The sequence below is a fragment of the Agrobacterium sp. CNPSo 3708 genome, assembly GCF_028674915.1.
In the GTDB taxonomy this organism is placed as follows: Bacteria; Pseudomonadota; Alphaproteobacteria; order Rhizobiales; family Rhizobiaceae; genus Agrobacterium; species Agrobacterium cavarae.
Map to the genome: position 1 here is coordinate 757,402 of NZ_JAQZSF010000002.1, position 17,266 is coordinate 774,667.

14 protein-coding genes and 1 tRNA gene are annotated in these 17,266 nt (G+C 59.9%); 5 read left to right on the forward strand and 10 right to left on the reverse strand.

All coding sequences use genetic code 11. From position 1 onward, the window contains the following. Nucleotide 1: 1 nt before the first annotated feature. Nucleotides 2-2,299, reverse strand: coding sequence for a heavy metal translocating P-type ATPase (locus PVA19_RS06440; RefSeq protein WP_274101630.1), 2,298 nt, complete (start codon nucleotides 2,297-2,299; stop codon nucleotides 2-4). A gap of 230 nt (nucleotides 2,300-2,529) precedes the next feature. Between PVA19_RS06440 and PVA19_RS06445 the strand changes: the two genes are divergently transcribed. Next, nucleotides 2,530-3,414: a DMT family transporter gene (locus tag PVA19_RS06445; RefSeq protein WP_274101632.1), complete on the forward strand. Its 885-nt coding sequence runs from the start codon at nucleotides 2,530-2,532 to the stop codon at nucleotides 3,412-3,414. Here the strand turns inward: PVA19_RS06445 and PVA19_RS06450 are convergent. Then, nucleotides 3,409-4,497 (reverse strand): ornithine cyclodeaminase, encoded by a 1,089-nt coding sequence (locus PVA19_RS06450; RefSeq protein ID WP_274101634.1) that lies wholly within the window; start codon nucleotides 4,495-4,497, stop codon nucleotides 3,409-3,411. The genes PVA19_RS06445 and PVA19_RS06450 overlap by 6 nt on opposite strands. A gap of 13 nt (nucleotides 4,498-4,510) precedes the next feature. Then, on the reverse strand, nucleotides 4,511-5,431 hold the full coding sequence (gene rocF / locus PVA19_RS06455; RefSeq protein ID WP_274101856.1) for an arginase: 921 nt from the start codon (nucleotides 5,429-5,431) through the stop codon (nucleotides 4,511-4,513). A 129-nt stretch (nucleotides 5,432-5,560) separates the two neighbouring features. On the opposite strand from rocF, the gene PVA19_RS06460 reads away from it, so the two are divergent. Then, nucleotides 5,561-5,998, forward strand: coding sequence for an Lrp/AsnC family transcriptional regulator (locus PVA19_RS06460; protein WP_274101636.1), 438 nt, complete (start codon nucleotides 5,561-5,563; stop codon nucleotides 5,996-5,998). 110 nt (nucleotides 5,999-6,108) lie between these two features. Beyond that, nucleotides 6,109-6,182: transfer RNA gene (locus tag PVA19_RS06465), tRNA-Gln, on the forward strand. A gap of 662 nt (nucleotides 6,183-6,844) precedes the next feature. Here PVA19_RS06465 and PVA19_RS06470 read toward each other — a convergent pair. The 6 genes from PVA19_RS06470 to PVA19_RS06495 form a co-directional block, all read right to left on the reverse strand. Then, on the reverse strand, nucleotides 6,845-7,147 hold the full coding sequence (locus PVA19_RS06470) for a putative quinol monooxygenase (RefSeq protein WP_112953154.1): 303 nt from the start codon (nucleotides 7,145-7,147) through the stop codon (nucleotides 6,845-6,847). Next, complete coding sequence (locus tag PVA19_RS06475) at nucleotides 7,144-8,085, reverse strand: ABC transporter permease (protein WP_274101637.1); 942 nt, start codon at nucleotides 8,083-8,085, stop codon at nucleotides 7,144-7,146. The genes PVA19_RS06470 and PVA19_RS06475 overlap by 4 nt, the downstream gene beginning before the upstream one ends. Further along, a complete protein-coding gene (locus PVA19_RS06480) occupies nucleotides 8,078-9,652 on the reverse strand; it encodes a sugar ABC transporter ATP-binding protein (RefSeq protein ID WP_274101639.1) in 1,575 nt (524 codons plus the stop codon). Before PVA19_RS06480 ends, PVA19_RS06475 begins: the two co-directional genes overlap by 8 nt. Continuing rightward, nucleotides 9,649-10,815, reverse strand: a complete 1,167-nt coding sequence (locus PVA19_RS06485; protein ID WP_112953159.1) for a Gfo/Idh/MocA family protein — start codon at nucleotides 10,813-10,815, stop codon at nucleotides 9,649-9,651. Before PVA19_RS06485 ends, PVA19_RS06480 begins: the two co-directional genes overlap by 4 nt. 121 nt (nucleotides 10,816-10,936) lie before the next feature. Then, the gene (locus PVA19_RS06490) at nucleotides 10,937-12,058 is read right to left on the reverse strand and encodes a substrate-binding domain-containing protein (protein ID WP_113227177.1); all 1,122 of its coding nucleotides are present in this window, start codon (nucleotides 12,056-12,058) and stop codon (nucleotides 10,937-10,939) included. Nucleotides 12,059-12,096: 38 nt separating this feature from the next. Continuing rightward, the gene (locus tag PVA19_RS06495) at nucleotides 12,097-12,924 is read right to left on the reverse strand and encodes a sugar phosphate isomerase/epimerase family protein (RefSeq protein ID WP_274101641.1); all 828 of its coding nucleotides are present in this window, start codon (nucleotides 12,922-12,924) and stop codon (nucleotides 12,097-12,099) included. A gap of 188 nt (nucleotides 12,925-13,112) precedes the next feature. Here PVA19_RS06495 and PVA19_RS06500 point away from each other — a divergent pair, with 188 nt between their 5' ends. Both PVA19_RS06500 and PVA19_RS06505 read left to right on the forward strand, forming a co-directional pair. Then, the gene (locus PVA19_RS06500; protein ID WP_274101643.1) at nucleotides 13,113-14,468 is read left to right on the forward strand and encodes an ROK family protein; all 1,356 of its coding nucleotides are present in this window, start codon (nucleotides 13,113-13,115) and stop codon (nucleotides 14,466-14,468) included. Nucleotides 14,469-14,477: 9 nt separating this feature from the next. Continuing rightward, entirely contained in the window at nucleotides 14,478-15,482 is a 1,005-nt protein-coding gene (locus PVA19_RS06505) for a substrate-binding domain-containing protein (protein ID WP_112953165.1), read from the forward strand. A gap of 827 nt (nucleotides 15,483-16,309) precedes the next feature. Here the strand turns inward: PVA19_RS06505 and PVA19_RS06510 are convergent. Then, entirely contained in the window at nucleotides 16,310-16,987 is a 678-nt protein-coding gene (locus PVA19_RS06510) for a permease (RefSeq protein WP_274101647.1), read from the reverse strand. Between the last annotated feature and the right edge of the window lie 279 nt (nucleotides 16,988-17,266).

The window sequence follows — 17,266 nt, forward strand, 5'->3', positions numbered from 1 at the left end:
CTTACTTCGCGACCCTCAGCAAGCGCAGCGCGTTCATCGTTACAAGTACCGTGGCGCCGGTATCGGCAAGGATTGCCGGCCACAGACCGGTGACGCCGATAATGGTGGTGACGAGGAAGATGGCCTTCAGACCAAGCGAGATCGCAATGTTCTGATAAATATTGCGCATCGTCCGCTTGGAAAGATCGATCATGCGGGCGACATCGCCGACGCGCCCGTGCAGGATGGCGGCATCCGCCGTTTCCAGCGCCACATCCGTTCCGCCGCCCATGGCAATGCCGACATCGGCAGCGGCAAGCGCTGGTGCATCGTTGATGCCGTCGCCCACCTTGCCGACGACGAGACCCTGCTGCTTCAGTTCGCCGACGATGCGCTGCTTGTCCTCCGGCAGAAGGTCTGCGCGCACCTCGATGCCCAGCGTCTTGCCGATAGCGCTTGCCGTACGGGCATTATCGCCCGTCAGCATCACGACCCTGACGCCCGCATCCTTCAGCGCCTTCAAACCGTCTGCGGCATCCGCACGCGGCTCGTCGCGCATGGCAATCGCACCGGCCAGTTTTCCGTCCACCACGAGGACAGAAACCGTCTTGCCTTCATCATTCAGCGCACTGATGGCGGTCTGATCCGCAGCGGGAATATCCACCAACCCCGAGGCGGCTTTCGCCGAGCCAAGAAAGACCGACTGCCCTTCCACGGCGGCCGACACGCCCTTGCCGCCAAGCGCCTTGGCCTCGCTGACCGCTGGAAGGGCGATCTGGTTCTCCGTGGCCCTTTCCAAAATAGCGATAGCAAGCGGATGGCTGGAGCCCGTCTCAAGCGCCGCTGCCAGACGCAGGGTTTCCGGTTCCGACAGCCCGAAAGATACAATATCCGTGACCTTCGGCTTGCCCTCTGTCAGCGTGCCCGTCTTGTCGAGGGCCACCGCCGTTAAACGACCGAGCCCTTCCAATACAGCGCCGCCTTTCAACAACAAGCCTCTGCGTGCACCTGCCGAGAGCGAGGCGGCGATGGCGGCAGGGGTGGAGATGACCAGCGCGCATGGGCAGCCGATCAGCAGAATGGCAAGGCCTTTGTAGATCCATTCATCCCAGTTCGCGCCCCAGATAAGCGGCGGTACGAGCGCCACCAGCGCGGCAACGACCACGACGCCTGGCGTATAATATTTCGAGAAGCGATCGATGAAGCGCTCGGTCGGCGCCTTGCTTTCCTGCGCCTCCTCAACCAGCTTCACCACGCGCGCAATCGTGTTGTCGGCTGCTGCTGCCGTGACGCGGACCCGCAATGCAGCGGCACCGTTGACAGTTCCGGCAAATACGCTGTCGCCAGCATTCTTTTGAACAGGTACGCTCTCCCCTGTTACCGGCGCTTCGTTGATCGCGCTTTCGCCGGACACGATGACGCCGTCAGCCGATATGCGATCACCCGGACGAACAAGAATGATGGCGCCGATCTCAAGGCTTTCGGCCGGCACCTCGCTGGTTTTGCCCGCCTCTTCCAACAGCGCGGTCTTCGGAACAAGCGCGGCGAGCGACTTGATGCTGTCACGCGCCTTGCCAGCAGCTACGCCCTCCAGCAACTCGCCCACCAAAAACAGGAAGACGACGGCAGCGGCTTCCTCCGTCGCGTTGATGGCGAGGGCGCCAACGGCCGCAATGGTCATCAGCATTTCGATAGAGAAAGGCGTGCCGGCGAGCGCTGCCATGATGGCCCGGCGCGCAATCGGCACCAGACCCACCAGCATGGCGATGGCGAAGGCATAAAGCTGGATGGACGGCACAAGGTGGCCGATCACATAGGCCACCACCAGGGCTGCGCCCGCCAACAGCGTTGCACGCCCCTTCTTGCTTTTCCACCAGGGGCCGTCACTCGACCCATGGTCATGGCCATGCAATCCCTCGACAGCGGCGGCACGGTCGCCTCGGTCCTGTTTGCCATGTTCGTGGCTATCGTGGTGGTGGGCATCGTGATCGTGGGCCGGGCCGGATTGCGTGTGGCTGTCGCCATCCGCATGATCATGCGCATGACCGCCACAGCAGGCCCCACCATGGTTCGCCGATGTCTGGTTATCGACTTGGCGCCCAGCCAATCGCTCGACCGAATAGCCAAGGCCCCGAACCTTCTTTCCTATGGCATCGAGATCGCTCGTCTGATCGTGACGGATGCTCATCGTTCCCGCGGTGACGGAGACCGATACGTCCTCCACGCCCGGCATGCGCCGAACGGCAGTGTCGATCTTGCTGGCGCAAGAGGCGCAATCCATGCCGCCAACCCGAAATCTGGTCTGTAAATCCGTGCTCATCTCGTCGGTCCTCATTTTGCTGAACACGTCTTACGACCTCTAGCCACTAGAGCTACAAGAGCAAAATAAGATTTCTCGCGAAATTCAACTCTGCATGCGAGGCATATAAATTGGTGAAGGGAACGGAAGAGATTTGATCCGGCCTTTCGCTTCCACCATTTTTCGCTAGATTGTTTGGTGATCAGACTATCGGCATATCCTCCCTCCCGCCGATATGCCGAGAGAGAGCGATGCCCAGCCAGTCAACCGGACTTCTTTACGCCCTTGGGGCGTTTTCGATATTTGCCGTGCAGGATGGCATTTCCAAGCATCTCGGCCAGTATTACCCGCCAGTCTTTGTCGTGATGCTGCGCTATTGGGCCTTTGCGGTCTTCGCCGTGATTCTGGCCGCACGCTCTCAAGATGGCCTGAAGGCCACGATGCGCTCCAAGCGGCTATTGCTGCAGATCAGCCGTGGCGTGCTGCTTGCCGCGCAGATCGTTCTTTCGATTTTCTCGTTCAAGCTCGTGGGCCTGGCGCACACGCACTCCATCTTCGCCTGCATTCCGTTGATCGTCGCAGCTCTTTCCGTGCCGATGCTGGGGGAAAAGGTCGGCTGGCGCCGCTGGTGCGCCATTCTGGTCGGCTTCATCGGCGTGCTGATCATCATCAACCCCGGCGAAACGGGCTTCGATCTGACCTTCCTGTTGACCTTCGTCGCCGCCTTCATGCTGGCGCTCTACGGTGTGATGACCAGGCTTGCCAGCCGCACCGATACAGCCATGACCAGCTTCTTTTACACCGGCGTTGCTGGCGCCGCAGCGCTGACGCTGGTCGGTCCGTTTTACTGGGTGAACATGGCCCCGCACGACTGGCTGTGGATGCTGGCGCTCTGCATCACCGGCATGAGCGGCCATTACCTTTTGATCCGCGCTTTCGAACTGGCGGATGCGGCCTCGGTGCAGCCCTTCTCCTACTACCAACTCGTGCTGGTCTCGATCGTTGGCGTCACGATCTACGGGGAAGTGCTCACCGCCCATATGGTTTTTGGCGCGGCGATCGTCATCGCAGCCGGCCTCTTCACCATTTGGCGCGAGCAACTCACAGCCAGAAAACGCCGACTTCAAGGACTATGAAAGCGCAGGCTGCCTCTGTGTGTCGGCAGCAGTCATCGCCGCCTCGCACCGAAGCAACATGCCATAAAGATCGCGCGGCTCGTCGGGATCGGCGAGAAGATCGAGTTCTTCGAACAGACCCGTTTCCATCAGCTTGGAACGCACATAGCGCAGCGCTGAAAAATCCTCGATGGCAAAGCCGACACTGTCGAACAGCGTGATCTGCCGCTCGCTCGTGCGACCCACCGTCTTGCCCGCCATGACCTGCCACAACTCGATGACCGGATGATCGGCATCCAGCTGCTGGATCTCCCCTTCGATCCGCGTCTGCGGCGGGTATTCGACGAAGATATCCGAGCGCAGCAAGATATCGCGATGCAGTTCCGTCTTGCCAGGGCAATCGCCACCAATCGCATTGATGTGGACGCCTGGACCGACCATGTTGTCGGTCAGGATCGTGGCATATTGCTTGTCTGCGGTAACGGTGGTGATGATGTCTGCACCTTCGACAGCCTGCTCGGCGCTGTCGCAGATCGTGATAGAGAAACCGAGCCCGCGTAAGTTGGCCTCGCATTTGCGGCTCGCTCCCGGGTCGATGTCGTAAAGCCGCAGTTGATCGACGCCGAGAATTGCCTTGAATGCCCGCGCCTGGAACTCGCTCTGCGCCCCATTGCCGATGATCGCCATGGAGCGCGCATCCGCCCGCGCCAGATGTTTTGCCGCAACGGCAGAGGTGGCGGCGGTTCTAAATGCTGTCAGGATCGTCATTTCGGACAGCAGCATCGGGTAGCCGTTGCCGACATCGGATAGGACGCCGAATGCCGTCACCGTCTGCCGGCCGTCGCGCGTATTTTTGGGATGCCCGTTGACATATTTGAAGCCGTAAAGCGTACCGTCGCTCGTCGGCATCAACTCGATCACCCCTTCCTGCGAGTGGGAGGCCACGCGTGGCGTCTTGTCGAAGGACTCCCAGCGCAGAAAATCCTCTTCGATCACGTCCGCAAGCTCGCGAAGAAAGGTGTCGATACCAACTTTCAGCACCAGCTTCATCATATGATCGACGCTGACGAAGGGAACGATATTCAGTTTCGCAATGGCTGTCATAGTCAGTTCCTCCTCAACCTGCTCGTGTCGGACGGTCGAGAACGCGCTTGCCCATCAGGCTTGCGGTCAGATCCACCATCAGGGTCGCGGTGCGCCCACGTTCATCCAGAAACGGGTTCAACTCCACGAGATCAAGGCTGCTGACTAGGCCGCTGTCATGCAGCATCTCCATCACCAGATGCGCCTCACGAAAAGAGGCGCCGCCCGGCACCGTCGTGCCGACCGCTGGCGCAATCGACGGATCGAGAAAATCGACGTCGAAGCTGACATGCAACAGCCCACTGGCCGCCTCGACCTTGGCCAGGAACTCCCGCAGCAGTGCGGCCACGCCATGCTCATCGATCATGCGCATATCATGCACGGTAATGCCGGAATCCTTGAGTGCCGCACGCTCCGCTGGATCGACGCTGCGAATGCCGATCATGCAGACATTGTTCGGATCGACAGGATGCGCGAGCGGCGGGAAGTAACCTGCAAAGCCATGTCTCCCTGTGTAATAGGCGACCGGCGTGCCATGCAAATTGCCGCTCTTCGTCGTTTCAAGCGTGTGAAAATCAGTGTGGGCGTCCAGCCAAAGTACGAAAAGCGGTCGCCGCCGCTCGGCAGCCCGGCGCGACAGCCCCGCAACGGTGCCGGCGGACAGAGCGTGGTCCCCGCCGAGGAAGATCGGCATGGCATTCGCACTTTCGAGATAGGCTGTCTCGATCAAGGCCTCGGTCCAGGCGACCGTTTCGGGAAGGTGATGCACCGCCGCGTTCGGATGCTGGAGATCGCGAAAAGGCGCCGGTGACACATTGCCGAGATCGTTGACATGATGCCCCAACTCTTCAAGCGCTACCTTCAGCCCCGCGACCCGAAGAGCGCTGGGCCCCATCTCGCATCCGAGCTGCCCTGCTCCGATCTGCAGCGGAACACCGATCAACTTGCACTCCATCATGTCATCTCCAGTTCCCGATTTTTCATCATGACACCACATTCAGATGGCAGATTGAATAGTAAGGATTGGCAATTTTCATTATAAAGCTTATCATTCTGATCAATAACCCTGCCAAAATGGTTTGCCATGGATCAACTTGACGAAAAGCTCATCACGCTTCTGCGCCACAATGGCCGAAGAAGCATATCGGACCTGGCGATCGAAACCGGCGCCTCCCGCGCCACGATCCGCACGCGCATGGAAAAAATGGAGCAAAACGGCACGATCATCGGCTACACCGTCATCCTGCGCGCCGACGCGGTAGAAAACGCAATACGAGGCATCATGATGATCGAGATCGAAGGCCACGTCACCGACCGCGTCATCCGCGCCCTCGGCGGCATTTCGGAGGTCTCCGAAATCCACTCCACCAACGGCCGCTGGGACCTGATCGTCGAACTGAGCGCTGCAACGCTCACCGAATTCGACGCAGTTATCCGCCGCATCCGCCTCGTCCCCGGCATCACCGGCAGCGAAACCAGCCTGATCCTCTCGACACAGAGATCCACCAAAGCAAGGCTTTGACCTGAACCGAAAAACAAGCTTTGGAAAAAAATGCATTTTTCAGCTTGCATAGCCAACCAAATCATCTATATGACGACCCACCAAACGAAAGCGCCCGGCGCTTCTCGAATTGGGGAATAGTTCAATGGTAGAACAGCGGACTCTGACTCCGTCGATCTTGGTTCGAATCCAGGTTCCCCAGCCAATTCTCCCTAAATGCCCTTAATTCCTTGATTTTCCAGTCGTGCCGGATATCGTTTTGGCATCATTGGCGACCTGATGCCCAGAACTGTAGCCCACAGGTGATGCCCACGCGAAATATGCGCGCTGGCATTTCAGGTGGCAGGCAAGGGCAACAACCCCATGGCGATCCGCCACGACGTCGAGAATCTCACCCGCCGCGGCAACATCTTCTATTGGCGTGCGCGCGTCCCAAGCGCCTTCGTGAAATGCTAACCAGGCAGCTGGCTTTCATTGAGCCTTCACTGTTCTGATCACAAGAAAGCGCAGGCGATCGGCCGCAAGCTGAACATGCTGGTCGCCGAACTGATATTGCGTTGGAAAAAGACCACGCTTACGTTGAGGCAGGTATTGTCGTCCGCTATCTGCTTCATCGCGGACTTCTTGCAATGAGGCCGACCGTTTGCCATCTATCCAGAGGTGTACCTCACATTGGTCCGATGTCGATAGCTACTTCTCCGTCCCCGTAAACCCTTCCGGCACATCGCCGCGGAAATTGACGGGCGTATCTGTGTACTCACCGACATAGTCGGTTTCGACATTTGCCACTATGGAAGAAGACAAGGGAGCCAGGAGAACCAGGCCGCTTTTAGCCTAATCAAGGAGGCCGGTGCCCTGAATGCTCGCTCATGTGGCCGGGTTGCCGATCATCCGCAGGTGTCGGATCTCGACCGGCTTTGCCAGCAGTCTGTCTATCTGCGATAGAAGCGGTACGAGATGCGGCATTTTCATGTGCTGGTCGAGATGCCCTTGGCTTCTCCAGTTCTCGTAGAAAACGAAGACACAGTCATCTGCCGCATCCACATGGAAGTCGTAGTTGATGCAGCCGCCTTCCGCCCGTGTCGGGGCCACCTGACGACTGAGGATAGCCTGTAGCTCATCCCGGTATTCGGGGCGAGCCGTTACGGTTCCGATAATGGTGATGGTCATGATGCCGACTTCTTCTGGCTGAGGGCGACGGCCAGGATGATGATGCCGCCGCGGGCGATCAACTGCTGGCTGAATTCCAGACCCATCAGAATGAGGCCGTTGTTGATAAGCCCGATCATCAAGGCCCCGACGATGGTACCGACCACGGTACCCTTCCCGCCGAACAGGCTGGTGCCGCCAAGCACTGCCGCTGCGATGACCGAGAGTTCGTCACCCTCGCCAAGCTGGAAGCGGCCTGATTGCAGACGCCCTGCATACAGCATGCCTGCCAGAGCCGCCGCACAGGACGACATTACCAGAACCTTGAATTTGATGTTGCGGGTATCGATACCGGAATAGCGTGCAGCGGTTTCGCCGCCGCCGGTCGCGAGCACACGGCGACCAAATCCTGTGCGCCGCAGCACCATATGGCCGAAGACGCCAAGCACGAGCATCCACACCAGCAGCACGGGAATCCGACCAAGATTGCCACCGCCGAACAGCCACGAATAGCCGGGCGAAAGGATCGGAACCGCAGCGGTCGCGGAAATCCACATGGCGACGCCCTTGGCGATGCCCATCATCGCCAGCGTCGTGAGAAAGGATGGAATGCCGATGCGCGTGGTCAGCCAGCCGTTGAAGGACCCGACCGCTAGACCTGTGGCAATCCCTGCCAGCACGCCTGCAAAAGGTCCGCCGGCGGCGATGGCCATGGCGACGGTCACCGTCGTCAGGCCTGCCACCGCGCCGACCGAGAGATCGATCTCGCCCGCCGACAGCACGAAGGTGATGGCTATTGCCATGACAGCGATCATCGCCGTCTGGCGTACGATGTTGAGCAGATTGTTGGCTGTCAGGAAGCCCTTGTCGTTCAGCGTCACCGCGAACACGACAAAGATGGCGATGAAGCCGATATAAATGATGTTCTGGCGCCAGTTGGCGGCGAAAGCCTTAAGCATTGATCGTCTCCTGGGCTGCGAGCGCCCGCTGTATTTCGGTCTGGAGCTTTTGCTCCGCTGCCTGCAGGCGATGCGCCGGGTCGTCCACCGCCACTGCCGGATCGTCGAAAGCCTCGCGGGGAAGGTCCGAGTGAACGCGTCCATCCGCCATGACGAGAATGCGGTCGCAAGCGGTCAACAGTTCCGAAAGCTCCGAGGAGATCATGATGATGGCCTTGCCGGAGGCGGCAAGATCCCGCACCAGACGAATGATCTCCGACTTCGAGCCTATGTCGATTCCGGCTGTCGGTTCGTCGAGAATGAGTATGTCGGGATCTGTGGCCAGCCACTTGCCGATCACCACCTTCTGCTGGTTGCCGCCGGATAGCGTGGCCACCGCGTGGTCGCGGCTCGCCGTTTTGATCGAAAGCCGCGCAATCTGCCTGTCCGTGAGGTCGACCACGGCCTTGCGGTCGACCACACCGGCACGCGACAGCCGTTCGATGACCGCGAGCACCATGTTCGATGCCACCGAATGCGCGGGAATAATGCCCTGGGTGGCCCGCGCCTCTGGAACCAGCGCCACGCCGTTGTCGATCGCATCGCCGGGCTTACTTATCGAGACCTCCCTGCCCTTGATGCTGATCGTGCCGCTTGCAGCAGGATCGATACCGGCGAGCAGCCGCGCAAGCGAAGACCGTCCAGAACCCAGGAGCCCGGCCAGGCCGAGGACTTCGCCGGCGTGGAGCGCGAAGGACACATGCTCAGGCTTGTGCGCACCGCTGAGATTGCTGACCTCCAGCAGGACCTTTCCCCTGACGGAAGAGCCGCGCACGACGTCCGAAAGTCCTTTCGAGCGCTTGCCGACGATATGCTCGATCATGGTGTCGATCGGCAGCTCGGAAAGCGGCGCGGTGACGACGTGCCGGCCGTCACGCAGAATGGTGGCGCGGTCGGCGATGCGGGCGATCTCGTCCATGCGGTGGCTGACATAGATGATCGCGACACCCTCGGCCTTCAGCTTTTGAAGGAAGACGAAGAGGCGTTCGACGTCGGAGACCGCGAGCGCCGTCGAGGGCTCGTCCAAAACGAGAACCTTCGCATCCTGCGAAATCGCCTTGGCGATCTCGGTCAACTGCTTCTGGCCGGCACCGAGATCGCCGACCAGGGCGCGGGGATCGACCGAGACCTCAAGCCGCGCAAAAAGTTCAGCGGCGCGGCGCTCCGCGTCCGCATCGTTGATCAATCCGGTGCCGGTGCGGCTTTCACGCGTCAGGAACACGTTCTGCGCCACCGTCAGCGTCGGGATAAGGCTCATTTCCTGGTAGTTCATGGCAATGCCGGCGTCACGTGATTCTTCCGGCGTGTGAGCCGTCAATGCGCGTCCGGCGACGACGACCGTGCCCTGATCAGGCCGATGAACCCCGTTCAGTATCTTCAGGATCGTGGATTTGCCAGCGCCGTTGCCGCCCAACAGGGCATGAACCTCGCCGGGCAACACCTCGAGATCGACGCCTTCAAGGGCGCGGACGCCCCCGAAGGATTTCGAAATGCCTGTCATCCGAACGGCTGCGGCGCTGTCGTTCATCCCACCTTCTCCCATACACCCGACTCACCGGAGCGGATGAAAGCATCCGCGACAAGTTCGGTCAGCAGGCCGTCTTCAAAATTGGGGCTCGGCTGCTTGCCCTTCGCGATCGCCTGGAAGAAGTCATAGCACTCAACGATCTTCGTTTCCGAATATCCGATGCCGAGGCCGGGGATCGGCCATAGACCGCCACCATACGGGTGCGCCGGACCGGTATACACGGTGCGGAAGCCGCGCGCATCAGCCGGGTCGTCCGCAAACATGACCTGCAACTCGTCACGGCGTTCGTAGTTGAAGTGGATCGAGCCCTTTGTACCGTGGATTTCGAGCGTGATGAAATTGTTGCGCCCATAGGCATTGCGGGTCGCCTCAAGGCTACCGATCGCACCATTGGCAAATTTCAGCATGGATACGACTTCGTCGTCCACATCCACGTCGCCACGTTCAGCGTCGGCCGCTTTTTCCGCCGCACCAAGTTTGTCGATCCCGCCCTGTTGAAGCGGACGGGTCTTGTTGTAGGTCGTGGTCAGCGCGATGACCTCCGCAATCGGCCCTACCAGATAGTGCGCGAGATCGACCACATGGGTGCCGATATCGCCGACCGCGCCCGAGCCTGCGATCTTCTTCTGGAAGCGCCAGGAAAGCGGTGAATCCGGATCCGCCGACCAGTCCTGCAGATAGGTGCCACGGAAATTGAGGATGCGACCGATCCGACCCTCATCGATGTACTTCTTCGCCAGAGCAACGGCTGGGGTGCGACGGTAGTTGAAGGCCACCATGTTGATCACGCCGGCTTGTTTGACCGCTTCGGCCATGGCGCGGGCTTCTTCCACGGTGCGAGCCAACGGCTTCTCGCAGATGATATGCTTGCCGGCCTTTGCCGCCTCTATGGCGATCTCAGCGTGGACATTGTTCGGCGTGCAGATATCGACAACGTCAACATCCGGCCGGTTGACCGTGGCGCGCCAATCCGAGGAAGCTTCCTCGAAACCGAAGCGTTGGCGGGCGTCCTCGGCCATGCCGTCGGTCACATCCACTATCACCTTGCGGTGCGGGATCGCCGGAGCCGGCCAAAAGAACATCGGCATAGCGGCATAGGCCATGGCATGCGCCTTGCCCATGAAGCCGCCGCCAATCATGGCGACGTTCATCACTTTCGTCATCGAGGTATCTCCTAATTTGGTGCAGCCACACGCTGCTCAACATGCCGGCAGGATCAGCGATCGCCTTACCGGGGCTCTCCTGGCGCGGCGCGGTTTTTACGCACCGCGCGCTGTAAGCGATTTAGTTCCCGAGGCTGGACTTGACGTTGGCGGTCGCTTCGGTCGAATAGACCGTTTTCCACGCATCTAGCAGGCTGTCGCGGGTGACAGGCAGAGCCGGCAGGGCGACAAAGGCTGGGGCCGTCTTGCCCAGAAGGGCATAGCCGGCAAGTTTGGCTTCCACGACGCCCGCATCATAGGGACGTTGGGCGCCGAGGCCCTTGACGAAACCGTTCTGCGCCATCGAGATCGCCACGTTTTCGCCGAGGTCGATCGTGGTGATGATCAGGTCGTCCCGTCCGGCATTTCGCGCTGCGGCGATGACGCCTTCGGCGGGCACGTCCCAGACCGCCCAGATGCCCTTAACGTTCGGGTTGGACGTCAGAATTGCGCCGGCGGCCTTTTCTGCGTCACCGGAGAAATCCGGGCCGCCGATGCCCTGCTCGGCTACGATCTTGATATCGGGATAGTCCGACGCGATGGTTTTCTTGAAGGCGTCATAGCGCTGCTTGGTAACGAAGAAATCCGCAGCGTGGAACACCAGACCGATCTCGCCCTTGCCACCGAGTGCCTTGGCCATCAGATGCGCCGAGGCGACGCCATTGCCGTAATTGTCAGCGGAGACGACGGAGACGTAGTCCTTGCCCGCCTTGAAGCCGGTAGGCACGTTATCCATGAACACCAGCTTGGTGCCAGCATCCGCTGCGGCCTTGTAGGCCGAGGCCGTCGAAGTCGGATCGGTTGGGATGGAAACGATGATATTCGGCTTCTGCGCCATGATGGTTTCGAGGTCGGCCACCTGCTTCTCGGGCTTGAAGCCGGCATCGGTCACCGCAATGACCTTTATGCCCATAGCCGCGAACTGCGTCTGCAAGCCGTTGATCTGGGCGCGAGACCAGTCGTTGCCGCCATAATGCATGACGATGGCAGCCGTAGCGCCCATTGCCTTGACCTTGGCGAGTTCCTCTGCAGTCAGCGAGACGCCGGAGGCGGGCGACGGGTCTTCACCCGACGGTCCCTTCGACAGCACCGATTCCTGCAGCTTGGCTAGCGCGGTATCGGGATCGGCGGCAAATGTCGGGGCCGCGATGGACAGCACTGCCGCGATGGCCGCGGAGCACAAAAGAATGCGTCTGGTAATCATGGTTTCCTCCCGTGGATGGGGCACAGCCCCGGTGGCCTTCAATCCGTCTTGAGATCGGCCGATTTCAGATAAGTCATACTGGCACGAGCGCCCTCCAGCGGATCGGTCCAGGCATCGAGTTCCGCGCAGATCCAGCCGGCAAAGCCGATCTCGCGCAAGGCGGCAACAATGCCGTCGGTCGGTACGTCACCACGATCAAGAGGCGTGAAGGCAAACGGCTCGCGCTGCAGGCCCTTGAGGTGGACATAGGAAATACGGGACGCATGATCGCGTATAAGCTGCGCAGGATCGCCGCCTGCTGCTGCGAGATGCGCCGTGTCCGGGCAGAAATCGATACCCGTCAGGCCGAAGATCTTTGCGACCTCCTCCGGTCCCTCCACGATTGTGGAGAGGTGGGGATGATAATGGCCGCGCAAACCGTGTGCGCTCGCAATTTCCCCTACCCGATCAAGCGCTGCCGCGAGCTTGTGAAAATCCGCCTCTCGCGTTCCGTCAAAACGCTTTGCGCCGCCGCCGACAACGAGATGCGGAGCACCGAGTTCAGCGGCCCGTTCCGCAGCGCGCGTCACGCGGGCCAACTCCTCCGGAAGGATATCGTCGAAGATGAAGTTTCCACCAGCATATGCGGCGACAAGGCTCAAACCATTGTCGGACAGCAGGGCACGCATATCCGCCGTGGAGAAATCGAGCAGGTTGCCATCGAAAAGCTCCACACCTTCATATCCTGCCGCTGCAATATCGGCGAAGGCACGCCGCATGTCACCGAAGGTTCGGTAGGAGAGCTGTGTAATCGAGGTGACGCCAACGGCACTTCCGCCGAGCTCCCCCCAGCAATTGGCATGATAAGCCAGCTTGCAACGCTCCATGGTCATCTCCTCCTCAAGACATTTCCACCTTATATCGCCTTGATTGCGCCCTTAAACCACTCATGTCAACATTTAAAATGCATTTATCGGCATACTTATGCTGTTTTAATACAAAAGTTTGTTGTTGCACGTCTCAAGGTGAGGATTTATCAAGGCTTATCCGCTTGGTTCGGGTGAAAGGAATAGACATGCCTGCTACGGCGAAGATGGACGCCGATATGCACCCGCGACGAAAGGGGCGTCCGCGCACGGCGGAAACGGCTGCGCCCAGCCTTGTGGAAATTTTCAACCTGGTGCGCACGGAAAAGGCTACGACCCGTCAGGAACTGGAGCGTGAAAGCGAACTCGGCCGCGCCGTGGTGGCAGATCGCCTGGGGACGCTCGCCGAACTCCGGCTCGTTGATGAGAGCGAGCTTGGGACGGCTACAGGCGGTCGGGCGCCGCGGCTCGTGCGGTTTTCCGCAAATCGCGGCAGCATCCTCGTCGCCACCCTCGACCAGACTGCGCTTGGCGTCGGCCTTGCCGATCTCGGCGGCCATCTGAGGATGGAACATCACGAGGCAGCGGACCTGACGCAACCTGTCTCTACGCTGCTCGACCGGCTCACCATGCTGTTTCGCTGGATCCTCGATATGCAGCCGGACGCCGGCGAGCTATGGGGCATTTCCATCTCGGTGCCTGGCGTCGTGACCGACGCTGGCGAAAGCTTTTTTCAGAATGGCACGCCCCCGGTGCTGCCGGGATGGGAGAGCTTTCCGCTGGTCGAGAAACTGGTCGAGGGATTCGACGTTCCCGTCTGGCTGCGGTCCAGCGTCGAGACCATGACCATGGGTGAATTTCACTCCGGCGCTGGCGTCGGCCACCGGGCGATGCTGTTCGTCAAGATCGGTAAACGTATCGGCGCCGGGCTGGTCAGCGACGGTGCGCTGTTCCGGGGCGCACAAGGCGCGGTCGGCTTGATCGGCTCCGTGCCGGTGAGTTCGGGTGAGAGGCACGGTACGCTGGAGATCATGGCCGGCTCGGAGGCGATAATTCGTGACGGCCGGATACAGGCGGAGAAGGGCTTGAGCCCGATCCTCGCCGAGCATGCCCGGCGCGGCGGCGAGATCACGGCGGTCGAAGTGGCGCAGGCGGCGCATATGGGCGACGCGGCGGCCATCGATATCCTCTCGCAAAGCGGGCGTATGATCGGCCAGGTCGTGGCGACGCTTGCAAACATGCTGAACCCGGAACTGATCGTGCTCTCCGGGTCGATCGCTCAGAGCAACGATATCCTGCTGGCAGCCGCTCGCGAGGCCATCTATGGCGCATCCCACCCGCTGGTCAGTCGCGACCTACAGATCATCCGCTCACAGATGGGCAGTTCCTCCGGCCTCGTCGGGGCTGCTATCGTGGCGACGGAAAGCCTGTTCTCGCCAGCCGTACTCCGCGACTGGATTATGGCAGGGCGCCCGCAGGCGCATCCACAATTCGAGGCCCTTCGCGGCCGGTTAGAGCCGCAGACCGCAGCCGTTGCAGCGGTCATGCCGCCGCCCAAAACTTGAGGCGTGTCGATGGTGATTGAAGGACTTGGTCCCCATGGCGAACGCGCATCCGCACCAGAGCGGGTCTTGCTTCTTCCTGAGGACAAGGCACGGGCACGGGCTGCGGGCTTACGCATTGCCATCGTCCTGCATACGCTGGCGAGCGACTGGGCCAAGCAGCAACTGGCCGGTATCGTCGGAACGCTCGGCGACTGCGGTGTGGCGGTTATCGATGTCGTCGACTGCGGTTTCACGCCCGAGGTGCAGATCGAGGCGCTGGACCGTCTGATCCGCGAAGCACCGGACGCCATCATTTCGCTCCCGGTCGCCAATGCCAAGGTCGCCGCGGCCCATGCACGCGTTTCCGCCGCCGGAATCAAGCTCGTGCTGCTTGATAATGTCCCGACTGGTCTACTGCCGGGCAAGGATTACGTATCGCTGATTTCAGCAGACAACTTCGGTCTCGGCAAGATGGCGGCAGAAGGTCTCGCGCCCTATCTCGGCGAGGAAGCCGAGGTCGGTGTGCTCGGATACGAATCGGATTTCTTCGCGACCAACGAGCGCGAGATCGCCTTTGTGAAATGGATGCGTATCAACCGACCGCGCCACCACCTGCATGTCGCCCGATTCCCTTCCCTCACGGAGGCGGGCGCGACGGCTTCGGCGTTAGCAAAAAAGCTCCCGGACCTAAAAGGGCTGTTTGTGGTCTGGGATACGCCGGCCATCGCGGCGGCCGCGGCTCTCGTCTCCGCTGGCCTGTCTGTTCCGATCGCCACAGTCGACCTCGGCAAGGAGGCGGCCATCAGCCTCTCGGGCGGCGGGCCAATTGTAACAATTGCCGCCCAGCAGCCATTCCGGCAGGGGCAGACGGCCGCCTCGACAACGGTAACCGCTCTCCTCAGTCGCCTTACGCCAGCCTGGGTAGCCCTGCCCGGCGTTGCGGTAACTGCCACAAATGTGGTGGAATCGTTCCAGACGATCTGGCGGTCTCCGGCGCCTCGAGAAGTCTTGAGGCAGCAGAAACTTCTCCGCTGAGTTTGGCTCATCTGACGATTTTGTTGCGAGGCGATCCTTCGTCGGTCCAAAATTTGGACTGATGAGACCAGAACCCGGATTGGTCTCATGCGATGGGCGCCGTGCCGCCACACGCACAACTTCGGTGCGCTGCGTGATATCCCACCCTTTTGCGCGTAAAGTTCAGCGCATCGATCCGGAAATAATTGCCGCTTTAGCGCCCTGTTGACTGAGGCCCAAAGCCAGGGCACAAAGGAGGTATCCATGGTCGCTCGCGACGGGAAAACACAGGGAATTTCAAAGCTCCCCCACTAAGCTATTGAAATCATGTGAGAATCCAGGCTCCCGAGCCAATCCTCCCTAAATGCCTTTAAATCCTTGATTTTCCATTCGTGCCGGATATCGTTTTGGCATCATGGCGACCTGATGCTCAGAACTCTAGCCCACAGGTGATGCCCACGCGAAAAACGCGCGTTGGCATTTCAGGTGGCAGGCAAGGGCAACACGCTCACGGCCCGCCGCGGCAATATTTTCTATTGGAGTGCCCGCGTCCAAAATGCCGATGGGCGATGCCACCAGGCAGCCGGCTCGTTGCGCCTTCGCCGTTCTGACCGACAGAAATTCAAACTGTTGCTATCAAGCTTCACGTGCTGGTGGGTAAACGTATTGCGAACTTTCAGCTGTGCAGCCCGCTGGAATGATGAAACTCATCGTCTGCGACTTTATTTTCCGGGCGATCGGCGGTCACCGCCGCGCCAATACTAGCTCAGCACGCATCATGGAATTGCAGCAGTCCAATGCACGCATCTTTGCAAAGTCGCCGTGTCAGGAAAGTACGCCTTCGGTGATCAGACCGAGGTAGCTATGCTTCTTGCATCAAAGGTAATCACCAAAGCCACGAGAAGCGCCGCCAGAGTGGCAAACAGAAATGCCGCGAGGAATATGGCGGTCGCTCTTTGTACTCCGATCCTAAGGTCGTGCATGAACCATCGAACCTGTGCCTGAGCATACCAGATCATTGCAAAAGCCACGGTAAACGAACCCACCAGCACCCCATGCTCTTCAGGCATGCTGATGAAATCAAACCCCAGCACAAGGAAAAAGGCGAAAGGCGCAGCGACATAGCATTGGCTGAAGAACGGCGGACGCAGCGAATTGCGAGTGATTTTTGATGCCTTCGATCGCAGCAACGTTACCGCCATACAAAGCGGGTAAATTCCGAAGATCACTCCGCGCGCAATCAGGAGGTTAGACCCAGACCCAAGTTCGCGCGCTGCCTGCGTGGTATCGTACACCGACGGCAGAGCATTGGAGAGCCCTTGGGAAAGAAGCAGGGTGATCAAGAGAAACAAGGGCGGGCTAAGGGTGTCGTCGTACTGGTCGTCGAGCCTGTCGGAGAGCTCGATGTCCGCATATCGCATCATTTTGAGAGGCGTGATCACCGATCTCCACATAGTGAGAGGATAAAACACCAGCCATGCCACGAGCTCGTAGAGAAGTTCTTCGAGCGACTTCAGCAGTTTCATGAAGTCCACTTGTCGGTCCTTTCCGCTCGATGCCTGAGACTGAATGTACCTGTTACCAGCCTGAATGCCTGATGTAACCGAAACTTTCCGCGTCCCGTCTTTGCGAAATGTGACATTGATGACCAAGCGGGGAAGCCATCACGACGATACGATCAAAGCAGTGTTTGGCGCTTAAATTTCAATCCAATTTGACATGACACTCGAGCAAGACACCTTGCTCACGCTGGGGAAGTGAACTTTCGCCGCCGAAATAGCTTGGCTCGATGCGCGTGAAAAGAC

What these genes read in the sequence shown, in the direction of transcription:
- PVA19_RS06440 (WP_274101630.1), bottom strand. Translation starts at nt 2,299, where the DNA reads ATGAGCACGGATTTACAGACCAGATTTCGGGTTGGCGGCATGGATTGC.
- PVA19_RS06445 (WP_274101632.1), top strand. Translation starts at nt 2,530, where the DNA reads ATGCCCAGCCAGTCAACCGGACTTCTTTACGCCCTTGGGGCGTTTTCG.
- PVA19_RS06450 (WP_274101634.1), bottom strand. Translation starts at nt 4,497, where the DNA reads ATGACAGCCATTGCGAAACTGAATATCGTTCCCTTCGTCAGCGTCGAT.
- rocF (WP_274101856.1), bottom strand. Translation starts at nt 5,431, where the DNA reads ATGGAGTGCAAGTTGATCGGTGTTCCGCTGCAGATCGGAGCAGGGCAG.
- PVA19_RS06460 (WP_274101636.1), top strand. Translation starts at nt 5,561, where the DNA reads ATGGATCAACTTGACGAAAAGCTCATCACGCTTCTGCGCCACAATGGC.
- PVA19_RS06470 (WP_112953154.1), bottom strand. Translation starts at nt 7,147, where the DNA reads ATGACCATCACCATTATCGGAACCGTAACGGCTCGCCCCGAATACCGG.
- PVA19_RS06475 (WP_274101637.1), bottom strand. Translation starts at nt 8,085, where the DNA reads ATGCTTAAGGCTTTCGCCGCCAACTGGCGCCAGAACATCATTTATATC.
- PVA19_RS06480 (WP_274101639.1), bottom strand. Translation starts at nt 9,652, where the DNA reads ATGAACGACAGCGCCGCAGCCGTTCGGATGACAGGCATTTCGAAATCC.
- PVA19_RS06485 (WP_112953159.1), bottom strand. Translation starts at nt 10,815, where the DNA reads ATGACGAAAGTGATGAACGTCGCCATGATTGGCGGCGGCTTCATGGGC.
- PVA19_RS06490 (WP_113227177.1), bottom strand. Translation starts at nt 12,058, where the DNA reads ATGATTACCAGACGCATTCTTTTGTGCTCCGCGGCCATCGCGGCAGTG.
- PVA19_RS06495 (WP_274101641.1), bottom strand. Translation starts at nt 12,924, where the DNA reads ATGGAGCGTTGCAAGCTGGCTTATCATGCCAATTGCTGGGGGGAGCTC.
- PVA19_RS06500 (WP_274101643.1), top strand. Translation starts at nt 13,113, where the DNA reads ATGCCTGCTACGGCGAAGATGGACGCCGATATGCACCCGCGACGAAAG.
- PVA19_RS06505 (WP_112953165.1), top strand. Translation starts at nt 14,478, where the DNA reads ATGGTGATTGAAGGACTTGGTCCCCATGGCGAACGCGCATCCGCACCA.
- PVA19_RS06510 (WP_274101647.1), bottom strand. Translation starts at nt 16,987, where the DNA reads ATGAAACTGCTGAAGTCGCTCGAAGAACTTCTCTACGAGCTCGTGGCA.